Source organism: Billgrantia desiderata (assembly GCF_900108215.1).
GTDB classification, from domain to species: domain Bacteria; phylum Pseudomonadota; class Gammaproteobacteria; order Pseudomonadales; family Halomonadaceae; genus Halomonas; species Halomonas desiderata.
On the sequence record NZ_FNVC01000016.1, the window covers coordinates 81692 to 106797 of the forward strand.

Consider the following 25106-nt stretch of genomic DNA (forward strand, 5'->3'; position numbering starts at 1 on the left):
GAGGGATTCTTAGGAAAACAACGAACGGGGGCGTCACCATGGACCATGCACCGCTGCGGGTCGCCATCATTGGCGGCGGGGTTTCCGGCCTGTCGCTGGCTTACTACCTACAGAAGTTCGGCAGCGAGGCGGCCCGGCAGATCGAGATCACCCTGTTCGAGCGCAAGGCCACCCTGGGCGGCAACGCGGAGACGGTGTGGGTCGACCTGGGCAACCGGCGCATGCCGGGCAAACCCGAGACGCCCTACCGCCGCTGGGCCGACCTGGGGGTGAATGACGTCAACCTGGCCACCTACCACCGCCTGCGCACGATACTCGCCGAGATCGGTGAGCTGGAGCGCATGAAGCCGCTGGAGAATACCGAGTGCTACTTCAGCCGCGACGGCAGCATCGCCCTCACCGATGACCGGGATCTGGTGCGCGGTGTGAGCGATCCGGCCCATGAGCTGAGCCTGGTCGATGGAGGCCGGCTGGCGATGCTGATCGCCGTGGTTCACCGCAGCGCCATCAATCTGGTGGAGAGCCGGCGCATTACCCCGCGCTATACGGTGGACGACTTCTTCGATGGCTGCGTGGCCGCTCCCGCCGATATGCTGGGCGAAGCGGCGGAGCAGTTGAGCGCCACCATCGACTGGGACGACCCCGAGCTATCGGCCCGGCTGGAGCGCATTCGCCACAGCATTTACTACCCCCGCATCTCGGCCATGTACTTCGCCGACGACCGCGGCCCGGGCGGCATGCCGCTGCAGGCGCCCTTCGAGTACTACCGCATTCAGGAAGGCGGCTCGCCGCCGGACCGCCGCTATTTCGAGCACGGCGCCCAGCACTGGCTGGAGGCGCTGGCGGCGCATCTGGTCAATCCGCTGACACCGGGGCCGCAGGTGAAGATCCTGCGCGGTATCGAGGTGGAAGCCAGCCTCTCGACCCAAGGCGTGACGCTGACGGAGCGTGCACCCGGCAAGCGCCGCTGGGAAGCGGACCTGCTGATCATGGCCACCCATGCCGAAGACGCCCTGCCGCTGCTGACCTTCGGCGATGGCCTTAGCGACACCCAGCGGGAGCTGCAGCACATTCTCGGCAAGGTGCGCTACACCCGCAGCTTCGGGGTCTGTCATACCTCCGCCGCTCGGCTGCCGCCCAATCGCAACCTGTGGCGCACCTACAACATCGAGGTGCGCAACCCCGAGGACACCTTCTTCCCCTACCGCATCGACTACGTGGCGAATCGCCATCAGAACGATGCCGAGAACCCCTGCTACGACCGGGCGGGCCTGCCGCAGTACTTCGTCTCCCTGGTGGATGACCTGAACCGGATTCCCCGCGGCGAGATGCTCGACCGCCACCCCGCGCCGCTGGACGTTCCCGTCGCACTGGCGGGTGCCGCCCCCGGCGAGTCCGGCTACCGCGACCGGCTGCCGCCGATGGAGAGCGCGCTGGAAGCCAAGGCCTGGACCCTGTTCAAACACAACGTGCTGGATGCCGAGTGCCTCGAGGCGCAGGCGGAGATAGAGCGCTACAACCAGAGCACCGCGCGCAAGCGTTTCGAAGGCCGGCAGGACGTCTGCCCGCTGCTGTTCGCCGGCGGCTGGACCCGCGGCGCCGGCCTGCAGGAGCAGTGCCTGGAGCAGTCGGCGCATCTCGTCGCGCTGCTGCTGGCGGCACCGGAGCGTCGCGCCAATCCGCTGCGCTTAGCGCCGCCCAGCAGCCAGACAAGGCAGGGTCATCCGCAGACCGGCGGCTTCGCCCTGCTGCCAGCTAGCCTCTAGGGCGGCCTGAGCGCTCGACTCGCCGCCCACCTCGCCATGCTTGCCCCCGCTCTCCAGCCAGGCGGCGTGGGCTTCGATCAGGGCGCGGTGGTGCTCGCCCCAGGCACAGGGCTCCGCCCCCATCAGGTGGGTCAGGCGCCGGGCGTAGTGGCGGGCCGCTTCCGGGCGCCCGTCGAGCAGGCTGACCTCCGCCGCCGCGATCAGGAAGCGATAGCCGTTGTGCCCAACGCAGCCGGCATCCAGCAGCGCTTCGCCTTCTTGTAGCGTCGCCAGGCGCGTCTCGATCTGCTCTTCCAGCAGCGCCCGGGTGCCCAGCACCCAGGGGCCGATAAAGGCTTTCAGGCCGTGCTGTTCGACCAGCTGCCAGGCACGCTCGATGCTGGCTCGCGCCTCGACCAGCCGCCCGGTGATCAGCTCGACCCTGGCCCGACTCTCCAGCAGGAACGCCTCGAAACGACCGGAGCCCAGCCCACGCGCCACCGTCAGCGCCTGTTCGATCTGCTCGTCCGCCGCATAAGGCTCGCCCTGGGAGAGCAGAATCCATCCCGCCGTGAGCCGCGCCACCACCTCGGCACGGCGATTGCCGACCCGCTTGCCCAGCTCGGCGGCATCGAAACAGTCGGCCAGCGCCGCCTCGGTCTGGTTGGCGTAGATGCGGGCGGTACCCAGCATGAACAGGTTGGAGGCCTCCAGATCGGCGTGACCATGGGTTCGGCACAGCGATACACAGTGATCGAACAGCTCGAGGGTGCTGCGCATCTGCCCCTCGGCATAGTGGGCATCGCCCAGCCCGCTCAGGGCCTGGATCTCGGTGCGCACGTCGCCGCCACGGCGGGCCTGCTCCAGGGCGCGGGTGTGATAGGCGCGGCTGGTGGCAAAATCGCCCCGGGGGAAATAGAGATTGCCCTTGAGATAGAGCGCCTCGGCCAGGGGCAAGGGGTCCTCCAGCGACTCGGCCAAGGGCAGCAGGCCGTCGAGAATCGCCTCCTCCGCCGCCAGCGCATCGAGCATGTTCAGCACCCGGGCCAGCCACAGATCGGCCGTGATGCGCTGACGCTCCTCCCGGGCGAAGCTGCGCGCCGCCTCGAAGTGCTCCCGCGCCGCCTGGATCTGCCCGGTGGCCATCGCCACCTGGCCCTGCAGCAGCATCAGCCGGTACTCATCCTTCGGCGCGTAATCGATGGCGCGGCAATCCCTCAGCAGCGCCATGGCCTCCTCGTGCCGATAGCGAGCCATTTCCGCCACCACCGCCTGCAGGAAGGCATTCGGCGCCTCCAGCGAGCGCGCGCGATGCAGGTGGCGCGCCCGCAAGCCCGGTTCCGCCTCGCCGTAGAGCGCGGCCAGGCGCAGATGCAACCTGTCGCGCTGGATCTTGGGAATCCCCTCGTAGATGCCTTGCAGGATCAGGTCATGCACGAAGCGGTAGCTGCCCTCTTCCAGCGGACGCACCAGACTGTAGCGCTGGGGCAGTTCGGGCTGATAATCGGCCTGCCCCAGCACCTCCTGCAGCGAGGCCAGGGAGAAGCGCTGCCCCATCACCGCGGCGATGCACATGGCCCGGCGATCCAGATCGGTGAGCTGATCCAGCTTGCTCTGTACCAGATTGGCGAGGCTGGCCGGCAGGCTGCGATGAGGATGGAACAGCAGCAGCTGAGTCAGGAACAGCGGGTTGCCCTGGGCCTGGGTCACGCAGCGGGCGGCGTGCTCGGCGGGCACCGCGCCGTAGCTGGCCACCAGGGCCTCGGCCTCCTGCGGGCGCAGCGGCGGCAGCTCGATCAGGGTGAGCGGCAGCTCCGGCAGCTGCGGGCGCAGGCGGCTCTCCAGCGGGTCCTGCTCCAGGCGCGAAGTGAACAGCCAGATCACCGGCGCTTCCTGGGTACCCTGCAGCAGCCCGGTGAGCGTGGCCAGCAGTGCCTCGTCGGCCCAGTGCAGATCCTCCACCACCACCAGTTGCGGGCGATGAATGGAGCGCGCCAGGAGCAGATCGCGCAGTGCCAGCACCAGGCGCTGGCTGCGGGTCGCTGGGGTCATGGCCGCATAGAGCGACTGCGCCTCCTCCGGCTGAGGCAAGCCCAGCAGCGGACGCAGCAGCATGGCGTGATCCATCGGCAGGCGCAGCGCCGAGAGACGGGCCAGCAGATGCGCCTCGGCTATTTCCTCCCCCCGCGCCTCACCGGACGCTTGCAGCAGCGAGCGCGCGAGCTGCATCAGCGGACCTTCATCGGCGCGGGTACCGAAATCCAGCACCTCGGCCTGATGATGATCGGCATGGGCCGCGGCCATCTCGGCGAACTCCGCGCTGAGGCGCGTCTTGCCGATGCCGGCCACACCGCGGATATAGATCAGATGACCGGCCTGGTAGGCCTGGGTGCTCTCCAGGATGGCTTGCAGCTGACCCAACTGCACCCGGCGCCCCACCAGTTCGAAGCGAGCGTCATGAGCCTCGTCCCGAGGTTGGCAATAGCGCAGCCACTCCCCGCCTGCATCATCGAAAACGAAGCGCTCCGCCAACTGCACCGCCACGCCACGCTCGACCCACACGCCGCTCTGCTCACCCGACATCGAAAGCGGCGCAGCCGTAGGCCAGTGGCCGGCCTGAAGATAAACGCCACGGGCCACCCCCTGCTCCACCAGGGTAGCGGCGCACAGCAGGCCGCGCTGCGCATCGCTGCGGTAAGCCCGAGGCAGGCCGAACAGCGCCGTGCCCCCTTCCTCCAGGCTGCCGCCGAAATGCTGCACCCAGCTCGCCAGCGCCGAGGGATCGGCCGCCACGGCATGCAGCTGGATCAGTACGCGGGCGCTCTCCATCTCCTCGATATCGGAAGCGACAACGGCGGCCTCTTCGGCCTCCGCCGACAGCTCCTCGACCTCGACCTCGTAGATCTCGGCCAGATGGCGCGCGGTACGATACAGCACCGCCTTGCCACTCTCCGCCCGCTTGATGGAAGCGATGGAGACGCACAAACGCCGATCAAAACAGTACTCGGCCAGCGCCTCCTGACTCAGGCCCAGCCGCTTGCGATGCTGCTTCAAGCGCTCACGATCCAGCCGCAAGCGCCCGTCTTGGGGAATGATCAATGGTGAGACCTTCACAGAAGACATGGAACATTTTTTTCAGAAGTTTTTAACTGAAGCAACTAGATTTTATCGTCGTGGTGGATTGTTTCCTCGCCCTTTTCCCGATGGTTTGCCAGTTTTACTCGGCCAATTCGGATTCCATTCATCATCATCGTCCCCCTCAAAAGAACTGTGTTGTGGATATGAAGGAAGCCCGTCACCTACATGAATAATAATTCTTTTTGCACCAGACACAGCGAGCAATTTTTCATTTATTTCCACAATGCTAGCTTTAGCATCATTACTTTTTGCACTGGACATAAAAATCATGCTAGCCAAGCTAATAATTAAATCAGAATTCCGAAGTTCCACTTCCACACCAACTGAATATTCATAAGAACCTCTCCGAATTGGCTTTAGGGCAGAAAAAACAAAACCCCTAACTTTATCTTCCAGCATTTTATTTTTGCTAGGATACCAGGTTGTTTTCACTGCGCTAAAAAAATCTAAAGCACCGAGATCTGCTAAAACCCTCATTATTTTATTGTTTGCTTCTTTCCCATTCTTTGCTTCGAAGGCAACCAATAAATTAAGAATGCCGCCTTGCGAACTTGCTTCCACAACAGCATCACTAAAATTTTTTCTGATTTCCGACTCCAAAAATTCAATATCCATTACCACTCCCAACCATAACGCTACCGAAAAATATCGACTCAAATCAGCACCAGAATCAGATGAGCCGACAGTTAGCGCCAAGGATAATTTTCATTCTCACAAAAGTGTACAGCTGCAAATATTTTCATGAGAGCTAAAAAAAATTTATAGATCAACATTATTCCCGCAAGCATTAGAGGACAACTGTTGATCAATTGAAAAGTCTAGAGCATCTCGCCATTAACTTTCGCTCCTCGCCTCAGCTGATTCGAAAAGTGGTCTACCGAAAGCTGTTTGCAGCTACAAGCCAAATCTCAATCCTTACTGCACAAGACTGTCTTCGCCGACAGCTTCTCGACCCCGACCTCGTAGATCTCGGCCAGATGGCGCGCGGTACGATAGAGCACCGCCTTGCCACTCTCCGCCCGCTTGATGGAAGCGATGGAGACACACAAGCGCCGATCAAAACAGTACTCGGCCAGCGCCTCCTGACTCAGGCCCAGCCGCTTGCGATGGTGCTTCAAGCGCTCGCGATCCAGCCGCAAGCGCCCGTCTTGGGGGATGATCACTGGGTGGCTACCTTTGCCGTGTTGTTGAGGCATGATGAAGCGTGACAATATTTAACTGACAGTCAGCCACTAAAAAGCAAATTGAGTTAGTGCCCCGAGGGTTATAGAACGAGTGTCTGACCCTCGTCTGTAATACTATGGGTAAAGATATATGATCTCCGAAGAAAGGTAGCACGTCGCAAGCTCAGTCTCCCAGAACTGGCCACAGATCTGCAGAATGCAAGCAAGGCCTGCTAGATCATGGGCTACTCCCAGCAGCAGCTTGATATCGTCGCGCTAATATTATCTATTTTCCGACCACAGCAGCTTGTCGAAACTTACTCAGCGGACAACACCTTTTATATCTTCAAATTCGTCGATGACATTTTGCGCCACTAAACGACAGGCACGCAAATACTCTTCAACCACTTCTTTTAACTCACGGTTCACATCATATTCTTCTGTTACGCGATACATGCGAGCTGTTCTATCTCTAAACTCATCAGTTATCCTAACCCTCTGTCCTCTTCCTCTATATTCTTCAACCAAACCATCTATATACTCATCGGTTTTATTTTTTACAACGAAGTCGATTTGCGAGACCTTCTCTTGAAACAAGGCATTAAGATCATCAAATGGTGGTGAATCACAGGTCAAGCGATCTTGCCTAGAGTCTATAAATTCTGCAAATTCATTAATGTAATTTTCAGGATATCTGGACTCATTTACATTTCTCCCCCGGAGTTCTTCAATAGAGCTTTTAAGACCAGAAAATGGGTCTGGCCATCCATTCCTGTACTGCTGAAGATATTCAGGGAAACTTCCCCCCCACCCTTCAAGAGAAGAAATAGCCATATCAGAGAAGATACGCGAAAAACTAAAGTCAATCATAAGCAGCTCCCATCTCGCATTTTCAAGCTCTCTCAGCTGCTCTTGAACTAAACCCTCAAGCTGACTGGCGCGACTCATTGCTTGTTGCGCTCTCTGCCTCGACTCCTGAAGCTCCTCCTCTAGCATTTCCTGCTGCAATTCCACCGTCACGATCTGGCTTTTTACATCATGAAGACTAGTTTCAGCTTGATCTCTTTCGTCTTGCAAAATTTTAATTTGCTCCTCGATTTCCAGCCGGTAAAACGCAGCTTCCGCAAGATTCGCTTGAAGATTTTTTTCAGCCTCATCTCTCTCAGCTTGCAAAATAAGAGTCTGGCTCTCAACTTCTAATCTACTCAATTCCGCTGATGCAAGTTTTTCTTGCAGAAGTTGATGTTGGAATACGGGCCGAACAGTATAAATATAACCAAACAACACAACGAGAAGCATAGCTGCTTGAGAAAGAGCCCCAACCCATGCCGCCAATTGAGAATATTTGTTTCGCTTTTGACTCTTATCGGGGACAGGCTCAAGGCTGTCAGGAACAAGAATAATGGGAGATTCACCATTAGTTTTGTATTTTCGCCACCTATCCATAAACATTTCCCGTCAACCATTAAGCATGAAGCATGCTGCAAAATTAACGCCAAACTGTCAGCTCGCCCCAAATCATTAAGCTTCGCACAGTAAAATGAAGGCGTTTGGCGCCGCACCGGTTAGACGCGTAAATTTATCGCGCCTGTAACCATACGATAAAGCACCGCCTTGCCACTCTCGGCCCGCTTGATGGAAGCGATGGAAACGCACAAGCGCCGATCAAAACAGTACTCAGCCAGCGCCTCCTGACTCAGGCCCAGCCGCTTGCGATGCTGCTTCAAGCGCTCACGATCCAGCCGCAAGCGCCCGTCTTGGGGGATGATCACTGGTGGCTTCCTTTGTCAGGTGGGTGGGGCATGAGAGGGATGGTTGGCTAACGCGAAGTTGCAACCGCAGTGAAGCCGTCGTCGGCAACTTGTAGTTAGGTCCTCGGCACCTGCACCTCATCAATGACATCAACACCAAGCACGTTCTTCAGTGCGATCAGCGGCCTCGAGAGCGCGCCGGCTAGAACAAGTACCGTCCTTACATTCTTTGCCTGCCCGTTAGCACCCTGAACCGCCTCAAGTACTGCTTGGTACTTGATGCATTGGTAGAGTCCTCGGGTGATGTCCACATCATCCGATGAGGCAGGCTTCACTTCGATACCGATGTGCTCACCACGATGATTAAAGAACACATCTACGAAGTCTCCAGATGGCAGTGCATACTCCTGCTCCCCAGGGCTAAGGGTGGGCGGCAGCCCAACAACGTGAGGATATTTTGCAATGTAAGCCTTTAGTGCCTTGTGGGCCTCGCTCTCTCCACCCCTGCGTTCTCTTGCCTGATCCACAAACACATGAAAATCGGGAGCGGCAGGAGACAAGCCAAAGAACTCCAAAACCTCTGCCCACCGCGAGAACCCATATATCTTCGCCAGCTCTGCATCCACCACCTGCCGACGCTGCCGCTTCGAGAGCTTCCTATAGTCAGCGAGCGTGCCAAAGAACTCGCTTATGCCCTCGCCCGGAAGCCCACTGCTTTTGTTAATGACGAGGCACTGGATGGGAGGAACTTCTAGCTGCCAATGCTTCCCCACCGCGATCATGCTCTGGCCCACACTCCCAAGCACGTAGTTCAGGTTGCGGGGATTCGGCATACCAAGCTCTGCGGCAAGATTCTCGTACGTAATCGGCTCGCCAGCATAAGCTTGGCGCACTAGAAGGGGCAGCGCCTCTCTCGCACGCCGCTGATAGAGCTTGTCTCCTGTTAGAGACTCAGATATCCTTGCTGTTGACATCTAAAAGACCTCTTTTTTCAACAACCTAACGCTTTGCACAGCGGCGCAAGGTACGAGCGTCCGGCGCCGAAGGCGTGCACTGCTGCAAATCGTTATACCTGTCTAACCGCTTGGATAAGCTCAAGCAGTCTTTCCGGGAGCTGCTCGTCGGACAGGTGTTCTGCTAGAGCATTTCCCAAAATTGGTTTGCTCATCCTCTTTCCTCCCTGATTTAAGCTTCTAATTTTCTTAGAAAACTTCTCTTCGTTTTCCTGACAGCTTGCGCGAAGCTCCGAAATTGCCTCAACAGTCCAACCCGTCGGCACCTCTTTCTCCGCTGCCTGTAAATACTGGCTCCAGCCTGAGTGCAGCGCCTCATCACTGAATGCATCCTCGAATTCTCTATCGCCGACCACGTACTTCCTCTCGTTCGGAACATTCAAATTATTTATCAGCTCTGAAAGCTCTGGAGAGGCATCATTGTCATATAGCAAATGAATATTATCAGGGTTATGTATTTCAAGAATTGCTCGTGCAAACCCAGGTATGTTAGTTATTCCTTTGCAGTTCATTACTTTTATAAGAGACGACGATAGTGTTTCATTAAATCTGTTAAGGAAATAAGATGGTAAAAACTGCTCCTCAGTCTCTCCTTCGACGATAACAATATGTCGTGAAAAGAACAGATATGTGTTCTCAACTCCAAGAGAGCGGAGAACTCTGTCTGCCAGTTCGACATCCTGTCTTAAATATCGAACCCGGCTTCTGTTTTCGTTGTTTTCAAGCAACCTAAGCTGTCTTGGACTTACTGCATTGATTATAAAAGGAGAATGAGTGGTGAGGATTACTTGACTCCCGTTACGAGAGAAACTTTTTACTGTATCCAAAAATTCAATTTGTGCTTTTACATGAAGATGAGTATCTGGCTCATCAAGTAAGTAAATTGTGGATGTATCATGCTCCAGAAGGGATTGCTCTTTTTTATACTCCAATAGAGCCATGGTAATTCTTCGCTTAGTTCCATCCCCTTTCTTATCTATTGACACCTCCTTGCCACCTTCCATAAACTTAACCTTTGCATCAATATTTAAATCCCTCTTTTGATATATTGGTTCAATTTTAACTTCTGTGAGTTCACTTAGAAACATTTGCATACGATCAAGAATTCCCGTCTCTGCAATGCTTTGTTCTATATGCTGGGAATAGCTATTAATCTTTTCCCTAACAATTTCTTCTATAGTTTTATCTTCGCTTATCTTTTCGTCCCAAATCTCACTTTGTTTTCCCTTTAGAAAAACCTCTTTGAAAAAACCGGAAACATTTTCAAAATGCCTTCCATCAAGTTGAATATTATTGAAAGAAGGAAACGAGGCCCCTTCTATCTCTACCTCATCACCTGACAATTTTCCCAATATTAACGATTTTAAATTTTCTACATTTGAATTCGACCTAACTGGGAGCCCTAACGTCTTTGCAATCTGCTTGATCCTCGCCTCTGTTTCCTGAAGGGATACGTCAAGATCATCATCTTGCAACCAATCGGTAATCTCTCCAATATAACGAGGTGTGGGAACTGCTATTAAGTTATTCTGATTAATAATGTCGTCATTTCTCTGATAGATCTTGCTAAATGTAAAATCTTCCGTCTCAACACCAATCTCAATTATTTCTAGATCATGATTGAAATCATCTAGCTCAATCATTTTTCCTTGAGTTATAAGTTTCAAGCACTCAATAAGAGAAGACTTTCCTGCATCATTTTCACCTACAACAACTGTTAATTCATCATCAAAATCAATACAAAAGTCGAGCAGGCATCTAAACCCATTAACTGACAACTTTCTTATTTTCACGTTAGGTGCTCCTAGCTATTTTTTTGTCCGGCCAGATCACACGAGTAAAAATCGTAGCTCAGCGAAGTTTTTTACGTCGTTGTACTTCACTTGAAAATTCATCACATTTCGAGATTTGATTTAGAATTTGGATTAGGTTTGTATTTTCCGTATTTTCAATCAAAACGTCCTTGAGACGCCCCCAGTATTCACTTGAAACCTGCTTCAGGACACCTGAAAACATCTCAAATGCAAGCCGTCTTTCAAAATCCGCCCATTTTTCCGACATAATAATCTGTGTTCTTGGTGAATTTAGATCTAAATCTGCGTCTCCACAAATATCTACTACCAAAATTATTGGAAGCGGCCATGAAAGCCTCACTTGATTCTTTTGCATTCTCCATGACTCAGGAAACAATGTGGTTGGCACTTCAATACCGTGTAGCGATAGCTTTGAGACAGACTTATTGAGCACGCGATACGAATCAGATTGATCAATTTCACCATCCTCATCGATCGATATATTTGTCGCCGATTCTTTTATTTCATTTACACCAAGAGAAATACTCTTACCAAGTTCATACGCTTCGCCGTTGATATCTATAGTTCGAGAGGTCATTTCTAATCTAGATACGGGCACACCATGACTCTCTAGTATGGCTATCACTGCAGATCCGACGAATCCTTTTGATGGTTCATTAAATTCGACCTCAATTTTCCGTACGTTATCATGATCTGCCCATGAGTGGTTTTCTAATGAACTAGCGCGAACCTGAAGAAAGCTTGTCTCGTCCCTAGATTTGCTGTGTGAAGAAGTTTCTATTTTAATTTCGAATGGTGGGTTGGGAATAATTCCTTCTACAGAATCTATAAATTCGCTTTCACTCATACGGTCCCAAGGGTTTTCAGATTTACGAAGGAACAATTTTGTGGTCGTACCAGGTATTGATCGATTCCCAGGCTGTATCCAAAATATACTTTCTTGCCCTTCGACAGTAAGGCTCAACGGCGCGCTAGATTCATGTGGTCCATATACACGCCTAGTATCGACAGAAAGCGTGTCTGCAACCATAAAGCACGAAAGAATACCAATACCAAATCTTGATGTGGGCGTAAAACTCGCCTTAGATTGCGACTTGAGATCATAGAATTCGGACGACTTGTAGAACGATGAACCAACTTTTGAATAGTAAGAATCGATAATATGCTGGTCCATTCCAGTCCCGTTGTCTTCCACCTCGAGAATATCTTGCCCTTCATGAGAATAATATTTTACCAATATTTTTGGCGAATAGTTTGTTTCCCATGCACACTCTAAAGCCTGCCTCAACAAGCACGCGTCAATAGAGTTTTGAATAAGCTCCCTCAATGCAACCTCGGGGTTACCGTATAGTTTAGTCCCCATCAGAAGATCTATTACTTGCTTTTTACTTAGATTGAACTGAGTTTGCTTATAAAGATAAATCGGGTCGCCGTCGATATTTTTTTGCGTTTCAATCTTTGAGCGATTAACTCTCAGAGGAAGATTAATTGCATGTTGCCCTAAAAAGCGATTATCTTGTTTATTTATAGACGCAAAAATATTGTTACAGGCGCCGAGCTCGATATCGATCAGATCGCAAAAATCGTTTATCGAAGCCTCAATAGCTGGGTGACCGCACTTTGCATGAAACTGTATAATATCCGGTGTTATACTCCATGCTTCTACTGCTCGGTGCTTATTCCATTCGCGTAACGAAACTGGATGACGCACATACAGATGGGACAGTAGAACGGAAGGCGTTCGCTTTGCGTCAAAATCAAGGATATCTGCTAGGCGCAGAAGACTAGCAATCAATTGTAGGTTTGCATAAAGGCTTGGGCCACATAAGTACGCCGAGTCTAAATCAAATACGCAAAGCGGATCTTCGTTATGACTGAAACATATTCGCGCAAACTCAACTGTAAGATCAGTGTCTCGAAATACGATTTTATTCATCCAATCTTTTTTTATGATTTCCTTAGCTCGATCTGCATGTGTAGTCCTTATATATTCTGTAATAAGATGAGCCTTTGCAGTATCAGCTCCAGTTTGATCTCCTTTATCTATGCACCTCTCTATCCAATCAAGGTCATCTGGTCTGGAAAAATAGAACCGCTGGAATTTTCTATACTCTAGCTTTTCCTCTTCATTTTCAAAGTTTGGGCTCGTGTCCCATACCTTCTTCCAGGCTATTACATCTGCTTCATCTGGAGCCATGCCAATGTCGTGAAAAAAAGCAGATAATGTGAGCAGCATTAATTCCGGGATATTCAGTGAATTTAACTGCTCTTCGGATAGCAAGCGCTCCATCAACGACAAAACACGGAATAAATGATCACCATCGTGTAGAGTGAACTCTCCCATGTGTCTAAGAATGCTTTTTGTTCTCTGGAAGGCGTAGTAGGTAGCGTTGTCAATAATCTCAAGAACTTGAGTTCCAGCAGGATCGTCGTCGCACTTGTCTTTCAGAACGCGATAAACAGAGCAAGTTGGTAACCTTGACTTAGTTTCGGCTTTCCAATCATCAAATGTCATATTCTTTCTCAATTGTACTGTGCACCAGATGTTGAATCCGTATAACGCTCGCCATCACCGGCAGCAAAAAGCAGAGCGACGAGGAACGAGGAGCGCCGCTTTTTGCTGTCCGAGTTGATGGGTTTGTTATGTGCTTGCATCTTTCAACAGCCTTTCTATCTCCGACTCAAGGAGCGTTGGCTCCGGGTAGAGCCTTTTTGAATAGAGCCAATTTCGCCGAGGACCAATCGAAAAGACACCGCTATACAGCTTGTACCCTGGATACACCCTGAAGTCATAGGCCGATAGAATCGCTTTTGCTTGCTCCTTCGTGAACCGCCACTGAAGACCGCTGCGTTTGCCCGGACGAGTGTCCTCAAGGTGGCACTCAAGGCCCATATTAGTAACTTTGAGCCACGTTTCTTGAGTCGAAGTGTGAAAAACTTTTACGCTCTTTGGCTCCAACGCCGCTGTAGCCGGAAGTTCTGGCTCTTCGGGCTCCGGTTCTTGTACAGGTGTTCGCAGCAACGTCTGGTAGGCGATCCATGCCCCAAATCCAGCAATTGCGGTCGTCGCAATCTGGGAAACTACATTCACTATGTCTACAAAGCATGACCAAGACAATGTGTGTCACCGTTTTTTGAGCACATAACGCCGCACAGCACGCGCGGTTACGAAATGGAGGCGAAGCCGCAATGCAGTAACCGTCGCAGTGACTGTGATTGTTATGTTCATTGTGCACGCTGATCGTAAACTATCTGCGCGTCATCCAAAAACCCAAAGACCGCGCCCGCAATGCTTTCAGAATTCTTCCTAAACTCCTCCATTTTCTCAGCAAGGAACGAAGCAGCGGCATCGGTTACGTGACTCTCATTTAACCCAATGGAATCTAATCTCCCACCCAGTATGTTCTTCGCTTTGAGTGCCGTATCCACCCAATCAAGCCGATCGTCGGTATAGCTATCATGATGAACTACAGAGTTTCTCTCGAAACGATAAACCTCACATGTCTTTTTTACTCTTTTTATTGCTTCTTTTAGTCCTGACTGCTCCACCTTCCGGTTGGTCAAAATAGAGTTATGATTTACATGTTCTTTAGCCATCTGAATATCACAGAGATAATTCACAAAGATTAGAACCCTGTCATAAACCGACCTACTTCGAATCAAGTAATTTTCAACATGAAACTCTATGTATTCAGCGAGCTGATGATCATTTTGGCAATAACGGTATGACTGCCGAATACAGTCTTCGGCAATTTTCAGCTTGTCTAGAGCGATCCGAATGGTCTTGCATGATTTCCAGCAATCAACATGGTACTGCTGAATATCGTCTAGCGCCTCATCCTTGGCATGAGTCTCAAGATCTCTAAGGAACGAATCAAATATCGGGTGACTCAAAATTTGACCTCTTGCCAAACATAACAGTGATTGGACTGCACATCCTGATATTCAATGAACAACCTGCTCGTTCAAAAATATTATCTGACGCGCTTCATTTCTTCCAACTCGTTGATTTTTCAAACGCCTAAGTATAGCTCAGCAACTTATGCAGAATTCGCGTACGTGCGTGCTTTGCCGGCTCCAATATACTGTATGCGGCTTACCTAATATGCTGGTATGTAGCCGAGTGCCTTTTGCACACCAGATTTTGTTTCTGTTAACCGATTCCTAAACCAGCCCAAAGCCGCGCCGCCTCACCTGTATAAATCAGCCACCCAATCACCCCACAATTCACCACTACCCCACACCAAAATATGACCTGAAATGGCTGCTTCCTAGTTTTGTGCCGAAACAGCCGCTGCGCTATCAGCGCGCCTGGCCAACCACCGATCAGGCCTGCGAAGAGCAGCGTGGCTTCCGGTGTGCGCCTTCTGCCCTTCCCTGCTGCGGCTTTGTCGATGCCGTACATGGCGAAGGTGATCACGCTCAGCAGCGCGTATGCCGCCAGGAGATGCATTGGCACGTGGCCGGCAGCGCTCAGGGCTGCCAGGAGTGCAAAGAACGCAGCGGCGATGGCGCATGCCATTATCAGTCCTCTGGAACCGTGGTGATGCGTGGCGTGCCGCTTTCAGGTAGCCCGCCTTCTGCGCTCTCGGTCTGTTCTGGCTATCTCGTGTCAGGTGGTAGGTAATCGGCTCGTTGACTGTTGGGCGGCGCCCATCGCGGGGAAAGGCGCTGATGTGGACGAACACGCGAGGGCCGCCTGCGGCTGGCGTGATGAAGCCGAAGCCCTTGGCGTCGTTCCACTCGGTGAGTTTGCCTTCATGACGCATGGGTTATCTCTTCTGAATCAATCAATTGTCAGAGAATACCATGCGCGGTCGAAACTATTTGGATTCAGTAAGTTACTGGAGAATGTAAATAGGACTGATTTCGTCTGGCGGGGAAGTTGGGAGTCGGGGCACGCTACCGCCCCTGCTGGCAGAATGGATGATGGTTCGCATCATCCTAATGCGGCAGTCCCTGAGTACGTCTTGGTTACTTAGTCATCTTCTGTGACTTTTTACTAACCGTAACCAAGCGAAACGTTTAGAGCAACGTCAACGAAAGCATGAGGGGAACAAAAAAAACCGAAGGCTGGGTAACCAACCTTCGGGGTCAATTATTTAAATCAGGTCCGCGTTACTGCCGCGGACCTGTCGTTCAGCGGTGCAGGTCGAAGCGGTCGTTCTCCATGACCTTGACCCACCCTTTCACGAAGCGGTCGATCATGCGCTCTTCACCGCCGTTGGCGGCGTACTCCTCGGCGATGGCGCGTAGCTGGGAGTTGGAGCCGTACACGAGGTCGACGCGGGTGGCGGTCCACTTCTTCTCACCCGTCTTGCGGTTGCGGCCTTCGAAGCGCTCTTCGCTCTCGTCGAGGGGCTCCCACACGGTGCCCATGTCGACGAGGTTGACGAAGAAGTCGTTGGTCAGCTGGCCGGGGCGGTCGGTGAGGATGCCGTCGTCGTTGTCACCCACGTTGACGCCGATGGCCCGCATGCCGCCGAGCAGCGCGGCCATCTGCGGTACGCTGAGGTTGAGCATGAAGGCGCGGTCCACCATCAGATGCTCGGCGGGGATGGAGGTCGCCTGGGGCTGCATGTAGTTGCGGAAGGCGTCGTGCCTCGGCTCCAGGTAGGCGATGGTATCCACCTCGGTCATCTCCTGGGTGGCGTCGGTACGGCCCGGGGTGAACGGCACGGTGACGTTGTGCCCGGCCGCCTTGGCCGCCATCTCGACCCCGACGCTACCGCCCAGCACGATCATATCCGCCAGGGAGATGTTGGCGTCCGAGTCGTCCTTGATCTGCTCGAGCTTGTCGATCACCTCGAACACGCCGGAGCGCTTGTTGATGTCCCAACCTGTTTGCGGTTCGAGCCGGATGCGCGCGCCGTTGGCGCCGCCGCGGTGGTCGGTCTGGCGGTAGGTGCAGGCCGAGGCCCAGGCGGTGCTCACCAGTTGCTTGGCGGTGAGGCCGGAGTCGGCGATCTGCTGCTTGAGGGTGGCGATCTGCTGGTCGTTGACCAGCGGCCCCTGGTGATCGGGTACCGGGTCCTGCCAGATGAGCTCTTCATCCGGCACCTGCGGGCCGAGGTAGCGGGCGCGCGGGCCCATATCGCGATGCAGCAGCTTGTACCAGGCGCGAGCGAACTCGTCGGCGAGCTTGTCCGGGTTCTGGTGGAATTCCTTGGCGATCTCCAGGTAGGTGGGATCGGTGATCATCGCCATGTCGGCGGTGTTCATCACCGGCGGGTTCTTCTTGCCTTCCACGTGGGCGTCGGGCACCCAGTAGCCCTCCTTGACCTCGACCGGCTCCCACTGGTTGGCGCCGGCGGGCGATTTTTTCACCTCCCACTGGTGGGCGAAGATGGTGTTGAGGTAGGAGTTGTCCCACTTGGTCGGGGTCGGGGTCCAGGCGCCTTCGAGGCCGGAGGTCACGGTGTACTCGCCGAGGCCGGTCTCATTGGTGTTGGCCCAGCCGAAGCCCTGCTCGTGGATCTTGGCGGCCTCGGGGGCATCACCCACGGCATCCGGCGAGCCGTTGCCGTGCATCTTGCCGAAGGTGTGGCCGCCCACCGTCAGCGCCACGGTCTCGCGGTCGTTCATGCCCATGCGGGCGAAGGTCTCGCGTACGTCCTGGGCGGACTTCATGGCGTCCGGCACGCCGTTGGGGCCTTCCGGGTTGACGTAGATGAGACCCATCTGCACCGCGGCGAGGGGGTTGTCGAGTACGCGGCTGCCGTCTTCCCAGCTGCCGGTGTAACGCTCGTCGTTGGTGGCCAGCCACTCGGTCTCGGGACCCCAGTAGATGTCGTCCTCGGGCGCCCAGATGTCGGCGCGACCGTAGCCGAAGCCGAAGGTGCGGAAGCCCATGGTTTCCAGCGCCCGGTTGCCGGCGAGCACCAGCAGGTCGGCCCAGGAGATCTTCTCGCCGTACTTCTGCTTGATCGGCCACAGCAGGCGGCGTGCCTTGTCCAGGTTGCCGTTGTCGGGCCAGCTGTTGAGCGGGGCGAAGCGCTGGGCGCCGGTGCCGCCGCCGCCGCGACCGTCCAGCGCGCGGTAGGTACCGGCCGCATGCCACGACATGCGAATGAAGAACGGGCCGTAGTGGCCCCAGTCGGCGGGCCACCAGTCTTGCGAGTCGGTCATCAAGGCATCGAGGTCGGCGCATAGCTCGTCGACGTCGAGCTGCGAGAACGCCTCGGCATAGCTGAAGTCGGCACCGAACGGGCTGGCATCCGGGTGCTTCTGATGAAGAATGTTGAGGTTGAGCTGGTCGGGCCACCAGTGCTCGTTGCCCTGCAGACGGGACGTGGTGCGCGCCCCGTACTCCCGGCGTGTAGGCTTTTGATCGGACACGGTCTTCTCCTCGACTGAATGGTGGCCCACAGGACAGTTGGACTGACGATTTTGTATCGCCTCGGATTCAGCACCCTCTGACCGAGCCAGAAGGAAGAGAGGCGTCCTGTAAGCCGTCAAAATACAGTGAAGGAGTCAGGAACGAAGCCGTCAAGCAAGAGGGAGGCTTTCGGCTCGATAGGGGTAGGCTATGAGCGCGGCTCGCAACCACATGTGCTCAACAACCACCATGAAACGCCGGCCGAGATTTCGCTAGAACATGCGCTCGCCGGGCAGCCGGGAGGCTTGGCGAAGCCATTCCGTGAGCTGCGCTTCGTCGATCGGTTCGTCCTGGTGGATATGCAGGTAGCGGGTGTTGGGGTCCTTGGATTCGATGGGTGGCGGTGGTTCCAGCGAGGCGCCGTTGAGAAACGCCACCTTGAGGTACTTGGTGAAGCAGTGGAAGGTGAGAAACCACCCCTGGCCCTCGACCCCATAAAAGGGCGAGTTCCATCTCACGGCCTTGCGCACCTCGGGAACCGTACGCACGATGAGCGCATCGAGCCTGCGCCCGACGTCGTGCTTCCACTCCGGCATGGCGGCGATGTAGGCCTGCACCGGGGCGTCGCCGTCACCCTTGGGGATCTGTGGGTTGCCTCCCGAAAGAAGCTTCGGCTTGGCTTCGGCCGAGGGTTTGGGATTATCGCGTGCCATTTGTGCCTTTCCTCCCTGATCCGTTCGAATGAAGGCGGTTGGCGTGACGCCGGCAGGCCGGTCAGCTACCGCCCTACCCCGGATAAGTTACCTAGGCAGCAACAAGCCGCTTGACCTTGAGCTCATTGCGATGCTGTTCGGCATGCCAAAGTTCGTATTGCGCCTGCTGGTTCAGCCAGCTTTCTGCCGATGTATCAAACGCGATAGACAGCCGTATTGCCATTTCCGGGCTAATGCCAGCCTTACCGTTCAACACAGCGCTCAGGGTCTTTCGACTCACGCCCAATCCTTCTGCGGCCGCCGTTACAGACAAGCCAAGAGGCTCGAGGCATAGCTCGCGCAATACTTCACCAGGGTGGGGGGGATTGTGCATCAGCATGGCGGGTACCTCAGTGATAATCCTCGTAATTTACTATCTCGGCATCTCCATCTTCGAACCGAAACGTCACTCGCCAGTTACCACTAACCGTGACTGACCAAATTCCGGAGCGGTTCCCTGTAAGGGCGTGCAGCCTAAGGCCAGGCAAATCCATATCTTTGGCATCTGTTGCTGCATTCAGCCTACCGAGAATCAACCGAAGCCTATTGGCATGAGCGGCCTGAATCCCTGCTGTGCTGCCGGACTTGAAGAATTTAGCCAAGCCCTTGTGTTTGAAGCTTCGGATCATGTCTCAAGTGTAACCTGTAACGCCTCAGGTATCAATATGGATGTGCAGACGCATGCTACGCGGGGCTCTGCTCTCGCCCTATATCGCCCAGCATACTCTCCAGCTCGCTCTCGCTGACGCCGAGCATCTGCAGGATGTTGCGCTGGGCGGCATTGAGGATGTGCTGGCGTTCCTGCTCGCCGGGCAGGCTCTTGGCGATAGCCACGGCGCCTACCAGCGAGGCGAGAATGGCGCGGGACTTGTCGGCGATGACCTCGCGGTCGGCTTCGAAGGGCAGTTTCTTCAAGCGACTCAAGGCGATGAGCCGGGTTTCCAGCATCTTCTTCATGCTCAGGTAGGAGGCTTCGAAGAGCGTGCGGACCTCGGCGTTCTCGTTGCCGATCTCGTTGAACAGCACGGTCTCCGGCCCCGGCTTGTGCTTGCGCTCCAGCTCCTGGAGATTCCAGCAGTTGGCGACCAGCTCGGTCAGGTGCTTCACCGAGAGCGGCCCCTTGACCAGCCTGGCCGCGCGGCTGCTCTCGAGGGTTTGCCGCACCGAGGCGTGGTAGAGCGCTTCCTTGGAGGCGAAGTGGGCATAGAAAGCGCCGTGGGTCATCTTGGCCAGCTTCATGATCTGAGCGATGGAGACTTTCTCGAAACCCTTGCGGCTGAACAGCTCGATGGCCGACTTGAGAATACGCTCGCGCGATTTGGCCTTGTGGTTCGTCGAGTAGGGCATGGCGATCTCACACTCCCACGCTGAATATTATGTTGATCATATCAACCTGACTGTTAGCGTGGCACAACCCCAAGCTGTTCAGGAAATTACCATGCAATCACCGCTCGTCATCACCGGCATGGGCATGATCAGTCCCCTTGGTTGTGGCGTCAAGGCAAGCTGGGAGCGCCTTCTCGCCGGCCGTTCCGGCATCTCTCCGATCACCCGCATCGATACCGGCGAACTGCCGATCAAGGTGGCAGGCTCGGTGCCAGGCATCGAGGATGACCCTGAAGCCGGCCTCGACCCGGACCGCGTGCTGGATGCCAAGGAGCGTCGCAAGCTGGAGCTGTTCAGCCTCTATGCCATGGCCGCCGCCGAAGAGGCGCTGACCCAGGCCAACTGGTTTCCCGAAAGCGATGCGGACCGGCTGGCCACCGCCACCATCATCGGTTCCGGCATCGGCGGCTTCCCCACCATCACCCAGGCGCAGAGCACCCTGACGGCGCGCGGCCACCGCCGACTCTCCCCATTCACCGTGCCGGCTTTCCTGGCCAACCTGGCGGCGGGTAACGTCTCGATCCGCTATGGCCTGCGCGGGCCGATCGGCTGCCCGGTCACGGCCTGTGCGGCCGGGGTGCAGTCCATCGGCGACGGCATGCGCATGATTCGCAGCGGCGAGGCCGAGGTGGCCCTGGTGGGCGGCGCCGAGGCCTGTATCGACCCGCTGTCGCTGGCCAGCTTCCACGCCATGAAGGCACTCTCCACCGAGCAGGACGATCCCGGCAAGGCGTCACGCCCCTTCGACCAGGGCCGCAACGGCTTCGTGATGGGAGAAGGCGCAGGGCTGCTGGTGATCGAAACCCTGGCCCACGCCGAGGCGCGCGGGGCGACGCCGCTGGCGATCCTTAGCGGCTACGGCACCAGCGCCGATGCTCACCACATCACCGCCGGCCCGGAAGATGGCGGTGGCGCCGCGGCGGCCATTCGGGCCGCGCTGCGAATGGCGGGCCTGAAGCCCACCGATATCGACCACATCAACGCTCACGCCACCTCGACCCCGGTCGGCGACCGGGCCGAGATCGCCGCCCTGCGCAACGCCTTCGGCGACGCCCTGGCTGGCATTCCGATCTCTGCCACCAAGTCCTCGACAGGGCATCTACTGGGTGCCGCCGGCGGCGTGGAGAGCATCTTTTCCGCCTTGGCCGCCATGCACGATCGCCTACCCCCTACCCTGAACCTGGAGAACCGCGACGAGGATCTGCACGACCTGGATATCGTCTCCGGCCAGGCGCGGGAGCACGCCACTCAGCACGTACTGTGCAACGGGTTCGGCTTCGGCGGGGTGAATGCCGCGCTGATCGTGAGCAAGGTGTAGAGAGCCGAGCCGGCCTTCATCGTTAAACGGTAGTGCCCTGGGCCAGATACCTGGCTCGGGGCACTAATGGCACTTTCGCTGTATGGCTACGCAGCGACAGGCCGCTCGAAGCTCAGACGGGCACGTTCGACCTCGTCTCGGATGACGCAGCCTATCGCGTGGTCGTTGATCAGCCCCATGGCCTGCATGAAGGCGTAAACCGTTGTCGGGCCAACGAACTTCCAGCCTTGTTTCTTGAGCGCCTTCGACAGGGCTATCGACTCCGCCGATGTCGATGCACTCTGTGGCTCGACGTCTTGGTGAGCAGCTGGCTCATAGCGCCAGAAGAAGGCCGCAAGAGAACCTTCTCGCTCGACGAGCTCCATGGCACAGCGAGCATTATTGATGACTGCTTCGATCTTGCCGCGGTGCCTAACGATGCCCGGATCGCCTAGCAAGCGCTCGACGTCGTGATCGTCAAACCGAGCGATACGGGTAAAGTCAAAGCCGCAGAAAGCGGCGCGAAAGTTCTCTCGCTTCGCGAGTATCGTGCGCCAGCTCAAGCCTGACTGAAACCCTTCGAGGCACAGCTTTTCGAACAGGCGCCGATCATCGCTGACCGGGAATCCCCATTCAGTGTCGTGGTACGCAAGAAACTCAGGTGCAGCGCTACACCAGCGGCAACGTTGGCGTCCGTCAGGGCCAGGAATCAGATTTGTCATTTTGTCGTCCTGAGTGAAGCAGGTCGGAATGCTAGGAGAGCAGAAACGCTAGCCGCTCATCCGCCTTGGAGGGAGCCACTTCGATGATTTCCGCGCTCACGACACCTTCTGCCACGAACGGATCCTCGCTGACACGCTGCTGAAGATCATCCAGAGAGGCGTTATGCGCCAAGATGGCTCCCCCCAACTTCGGCTGGATAGTGCCCGAGACAAGGAACACTCCCTCATCGAAGCCGCGCTCGAGCCACTGTTTGTGCCCCTCCATGAAGCGACCTGCCTCGCTCTTGTTGCTGGCGAAGCGTAGAAGTACCAAGTGCATGACTAGCCCTCTTTTTGTGATTGTTCGGCGCGCAGGCGCGGAGATACGCCTGTGCAGGTGTCTAGCCAATCGAGCAACTGCTCGACCTCCGCATCGACGAAGTTCCCGTCTTGATAGGCATTTGCCACGAGGGCAATCCCTTGGCTTCGCGCCAGCAGGTGCATCGCGAGTACATCGGCATCGGCTTCATGTCCCATGGCAGCGAATTGCCGGCGTAGCCAGGTACGGAACAAGGTCATGACTTCGTTCGCAGCATCGCGCTGGAGATGCTCCAGCTTTGCAAGCTCGGCACAGAGCGTGCCGACCGGGCAGCCGTGGCGCATGATCTTGCCCCGGTTACCGATCAGGATGCGAATGAAGCTGCGGATGCGCTCTTCGGGCTCGCTGCTATTGGCCTCCCATTGATCGAGCATGTTGCGCGTGTTGGCGAGGCGCCGCTTTATCACGGCTTCCAGAATTTCGTCTTTCGTCTTGAAGTGGTAATAGAAATTACCCCGGGATATGCCAACAGCCCCCGCTATGTCCGCAAAAGTGGTCTGCTCGAAGCCTTGCCGATAAAAAAGATCATCCGCTGAACTGACAATCGACTCACGGGTCGAGTTTGCCTGCATCGAACCTCCTTGCACCTAGCTGCTTCGAGACGGATAGGACGCTCGTCCTAACGATAGCCTGAGCGTAGGACACACGTCCTACGCCGTCAAGGTGAAAACAAGGGGATGAGCAAGTCCTAGTGCAAGTGACCGTGGCCATGCCTGTCTCCGTGGCCATTATCAGGCTGGTCACGGTGGTGGACATACCGCCGAACTTGCTCGTCATCGAGCACCGTGAGCATGACCAGGTGGTATTCGAGGTGTACCGCCCGCAGTTGGCCCCAGCGCCGAGCCGTCTGATCGGTTAGGCGCTCGATTTCCTCGAGCGTTGCGCGGCGCTCGGCAAACAGCCGGTCGAGTTCGCGCTCGCTTTCGATTACCTGCTCGCCGAGGTCACTGGCACGTTCACGCATGCGCTCAAAGGCTTGTTCGGTGCGCTCCCGCTGCTCTTCCGTCAGGTTCAGTGCATCGGCCAGTTCCAGCACGTGCATGGGGCCTGGGTAGCCGTTCAACTCAGCTGGCAGGGCCAGCTCCATCCCTCTGCCCTGCTGGAGCCCTTCCACGTCGCTGGCAGAGAGCGCCTTGATCTCGCGTGAATGGAACCCGGCGTAGGAGCCATGCCCTGTCGCTTCCCCCTGGGCCGCCCCGGTGGTGATAACTAACAGCACAAAAGCCAACAGACGTGTCATTGGAATGCCCTCTCTCGGTTTCGGTTGCACCTAGAGTGGGCCCGGCAGCATCATTTGGGTATGAGCGAGATCATATTCAGTTCGTTACCGGGCATCGCCTCGACCCTGGAGACGCTAGCCGACCGCCCTGGCCATCGGCGGCGGCTGGTCTCCGGGGAGATGCTATTCCACGCCGGGGAGCCTGTCGCCTCGGTGTACGTGATCCTGTCCGGTCAGGTGCGGATGATGCGGATGAACCTGGCGGGAGCGGAAGTGACCGTCGACCGCGCCGGCCCCGCCCGCTGGTTGGCCGAGGCTTCGTTGTTCGCAGCTCGCTACCATTGCGATGCAATGGCCGACACCGAGGCTTGTCTGCTCAGCTACCCCAAGGCCGCCGTGGTCGAAGGCATGCAGCGGCAACCGGCGCTGGCGACCGAGCTCATGATCGATCTGGCCCGGCGGCTGCATGAGGCGCGCCTGCGCATCGAGATTCTCAACATACCCCGTGCCCAGGAGCGCCTGCTCGCCTATCTACAGGCGCACGCCAGCGGAGAGAACGCGGAGTTTACGCTGCCGGGCAGCTGGAAAGCCCTGGCAGGTGAGATCGGGCTGACGCACGAGTCGGTCTATCGCGCGCTGGCACAGCTTCAGCGCGAAGGAAGGGTTCGGCGCGAGGGCCGGCAGGTCTGGCTAGCGCCTCTACAGAGCTGAGGATGTGGCGTACGCCCTTCACTTCAACCGTTCAAGCCGCCCCTTGCGTTTGACGATGTTTCGGTAATCCCACTGAATGTCGCGGGATTTGCCGAGCCAGCGCTCGAGGTCCTCGACGTTGACCTGCTCGACGGCGGTGTAACGGGCTTCCGCGGCCTTGAAGCTGCCCTCTTTCTGCAAACTTTCCTCTTCGAAGGATTGGCCACTCCAGAACAGCAGCCGCACGCAGTGCTTGAGCTTCTTGTAGCCGACTATCGGGTTGTCATCGAGGAACCAGACAGGGTGGGCATGCCACACCTTGCTCTTGGCCTCGGGCAGGTGGCGTTCGATGGTCTCGGCCAGGAGGTCGCAGATGGCTTTGTCGCTGGGCTCCTGCCGCTGGTTGTAGAGTTAAGCTCAAGTCTTGTGTATGGAGGGAAGTAGAGAGGGTGGCGTATCCTGCTGATTGATCACGCCAGATCACAACCAGCATAGGATGGATACGCCATGAGCAATTCTACTCTCCAAGCCGTGACGCAGCCAGACGCCGGCGCTACTGATCCGTTGCATGAGCTGCTGCGCAAAGGGGCCCGAGACCTGATCGCCAAGGCCGTGGAGGCGGAGTTGAGCACGTTCCTGGAGCAATACGCCGACAAGACGCTGGAAGACGGCCGCCGTGCCGTGGTGCGCAACGGCTATCTTCCCGAACGAACGGTACAGACTGGCATCGGCGACGTTGC

General features: G+C 56.1%; 23 protein-coding genes and 2 pseudogenes. 4 read left to right on the forward strand and 21 right to left on the reverse strand.

Going from position 1 to position 25106, the window contains the following annotated elements:
• Positions 1-38 precede the first annotated feature (38 nt).
• A complete protein-coding gene (locus C4S71_RS14690; protein WP_103969636.1) occupies positions 39-1766 on the forward strand; it encodes an FAD-dependent oxidoreductase in 1728 nt (575 codons plus the stop codon).
• On the opposite strand, the gene C4S71_RS14695 is transcribed toward C4S71_RS14690, so the two are convergent.
• The 16 genes and pseudogenes from C4S71_RS14695 to C4S71_RS14760 form a co-directional block, all read right to left on the reverse strand.
• Positions 1689-4844, reverse strand: coding sequence for an ATP-binding protein (locus C4S71_RS14695; protein ID WP_146064608.1), 3156 nt, complete (start codon positions 4842-4844; stop codon positions 1689-1691). The genes C4S71_RS14690 and C4S71_RS14695 overlap by 78 nt on opposite strands.
• 66 nt (positions 4845-4910) lie before the next feature.
• Positions 4911-5498, reverse strand: a complete 588-nt coding sequence (locus C4S71_RS22325) for a hypothetical protein (protein WP_235014486.1) — start codon at positions 5496-5498, stop codon at positions 4911-4913.
• A gap of 293 nt (positions 5499-5791) precedes the next feature.
• On the reverse strand, positions 5792-6046 hold the full coding sequence (locus tag C4S71_RS14700; protein ID WP_235014489.1) for a helix-turn-helix transcriptional regulator: 255 nt from the start codon (positions 6044-6046) through the stop codon (positions 5792-5794).
• A 321-nt stretch (positions 6047-6367) separates the two neighbouring features.
• Positions 6368-7492 (reverse strand): hypothetical protein, encoded by a 1125-nt coding sequence (locus C4S71_RS22330; protein ID WP_146064610.1) that lies wholly within the window; start codon positions 7490-7492, stop codon positions 6368-6370.
• Positions 7493-7611: 119 nt separating this feature from the next.
• Entirely contained in the window at positions 7612-7818 is a 207-nt protein-coding gene (locus C4S71_RS14705; protein ID WP_103969639.1) for an XRE family transcriptional regulator, read from the reverse strand.
• Between the two features lie 95 nt (positions 7819-7913).
• On the reverse strand, positions 7914-8771 hold the full coding sequence (locus tag C4S71_RS14710; RefSeq protein WP_103969640.1) for a hypothetical protein: 858 nt from the start codon (positions 8769-8771) through the stop codon (positions 7914-7916).
• Between the two features lie 92 nt (positions 8772-8863).
• Positions 8864-10603: an ATP-dependent nuclease gene (locus C4S71_RS14715; protein WP_103969641.1), complete on the reverse strand. Its 1740-nt coding sequence runs from the start codon at positions 10601-10603 to the stop codon at positions 8864-8866.
• Positions 10604-10661: 58 nt separating this feature from the next.
• Positions 10662-13139, reverse strand: a complete 2478-nt coding sequence (locus C4S71_RS14720; RefSeq protein WP_103969642.1) for an HD domain-containing protein — start codon at positions 13137-13139, stop codon at positions 10662-10664.
• Positions 13140-13849: 710 nt separating this feature from the next.
• Positions 13850-14518 carry a Cthe_2314 family HEPN domain-containing protein gene (locus C4S71_RS14725; protein ID WP_103969643.1) on the reverse strand — a complete coding sequence of 223 codons (669 nt, stop codon included), beginning with the start codon at positions 14516-14518 and terminating at the stop codon, positions 13850-13852.
• A gap of 259 nt (positions 14519-14777) precedes the next feature.
• On the reverse strand, positions 14778-15146 hold the full coding sequence (locus C4S71_RS14730; RefSeq protein ID WP_235014491.1) for a DUF1294 domain-containing protein: 369 nt from the start codon (positions 15144-15146) through the stop codon (positions 14778-14780).
• A 67-nt stretch (positions 15147-15213) separates the two neighbouring features.
• A pseudogene (locus C4S71_RS23035) lies at positions 15214-15393 on the reverse strand (cold shock domain-containing protein); the annotation flags it as partial.
• Between the two features lie 370 nt (positions 15394-15763).
• Entirely contained in the window at positions 15764-17962 is a 2199-nt protein-coding gene (gene katG / locus C4S71_RS14740; RefSeq protein ID WP_103969645.1) for a catalase/peroxidase HPI, read from the reverse strand.
• A gap of 252 nt (positions 17963-18214) precedes the next feature.
• Entirely contained in the window at positions 18215-18655 is a 441-nt protein-coding gene (locus C4S71_RS14745; RefSeq protein ID WP_103969646.1) for a DUF1801 domain-containing protein, read from the reverse strand.
• Positions 18656-18746: 91 nt separating this feature from the next.
• A complete protein-coding gene (locus C4S71_RS14750) occupies positions 18747-19034 on the reverse strand; it encodes a HigA family addiction module antitoxin (RefSeq protein ID WP_026038096.1) in 288 nt (95 codons plus the stop codon).
• A 10-nt stretch (positions 19035-19044) separates the two neighbouring features.
• Positions 19045-19323 carry a type II toxin-antitoxin system RelE/ParE family toxin gene (locus C4S71_RS14755; RefSeq protein WP_086510387.1) on the reverse strand — a complete coding sequence of 93 codons (279 nt, stop codon included), beginning with the start codon at positions 19321-19323 and terminating at the stop codon, positions 19045-19047.
• A 55-nt stretch (positions 19324-19378) separates the two neighbouring features.
• The gene (locus C4S71_RS14760; RefSeq protein ID WP_103969647.1) at positions 19379-20041 is read right to left on the reverse strand and encodes a TetR/AcrR family transcriptional regulator; all 663 of its coding nucleotides are present in this window, start codon (positions 20039-20041) and stop codon (positions 19379-19381) included.
• 91 nt (positions 20042-20132) lie between these two features.
• Here C4S71_RS14760 and fabF point away from each other — a divergent pair, with 91 nt between their 5' ends.
• Positions 20133-21398, forward strand: coding sequence for a beta-ketoacyl-ACP synthase II (gene fabF, locus C4S71_RS14765; RefSeq protein WP_103969648.1), 1266 nt, complete (start codon positions 20133-20135; stop codon positions 21396-21398).
• An 86-nt stretch (positions 21399-21484) separates the two neighbouring features.
• On the opposite strand, the gene C4S71_RS14770 is transcribed toward fabF, so the two are convergent.
• From C4S71_RS14770 to C4S71_RS14785, 4 genes are all read right to left on the reverse strand, one after another.
• Positions 21485-22099, reverse strand: a complete 615-nt coding sequence (locus C4S71_RS14770) for a DNA-3-methyladenine glycosylase I (protein ID WP_103969649.1) — start codon at positions 22097-22099, stop codon at positions 21485-21487.
• A 31-nt stretch (positions 22100-22130) separates the two neighbouring features.
• Positions 22131-22418: a YciI family protein gene (locus C4S71_RS14775; protein ID WP_103969650.1), complete on the reverse strand. Its 288-nt coding sequence runs from the start codon at positions 22416-22418 to the stop codon at positions 22131-22133.
• 2 nt (positions 22419-22420) lie between these two features.
• Positions 22421-23029 (reverse strand): TetR/AcrR family transcriptional regulator, encoded by a 609-nt coding sequence (locus tag C4S71_RS14780; protein WP_103969651.1) that lies wholly within the window; start codon positions 23027-23029, stop codon positions 22421-22423.
• A 116-nt stretch (positions 23030-23145) separates the two neighbouring features.
• Positions 23146-23697 carry a Spy/CpxP family protein refolding chaperone gene (locus tag C4S71_RS14785; RefSeq protein ID WP_103969652.1) on the reverse strand — a complete coding sequence of 184 codons (552 nt, stop codon included), beginning with the start codon at positions 23695-23697 and terminating at the stop codon, positions 23146-23148.
• 60 nt (positions 23698-23757) lie between these two features.
• Here C4S71_RS14785 and C4S71_RS14790 point away from each other — a divergent pair, with 60 nt between their 5' ends.
• The gene (locus tag C4S71_RS14790; protein WP_103969653.1) at positions 23758-24387 is read left to right on the forward strand and encodes a Crp/Fnr family transcriptional regulator; all 630 of its coding nucleotides are present in this window, start codon (positions 23758-23760) and stop codon (positions 24385-24387) included.
• An 18-nt stretch (positions 24388-24405) separates the two neighbouring features.
• Here the strand turns inward: C4S71_RS14790 and C4S71_RS14795 are convergent, their stop codons facing one another.
• Complete coding sequence (locus C4S71_RS14795) at positions 24406-24741, reverse strand: DUF1801 domain-containing protein (RefSeq protein ID WP_103969654.1); 336 nt, start codon at positions 24739-24741, stop codon at positions 24406-24408.
• 132 nt (positions 24742-24873) lie between these two features.
• Between C4S71_RS14795 and C4S71_RS14800 the strand changes: the two are divergent.
• A pseudogene (locus C4S71_RS14800) lies at positions 24874-25106 on the forward strand (IS256 family transposase); the annotation flags it as partial.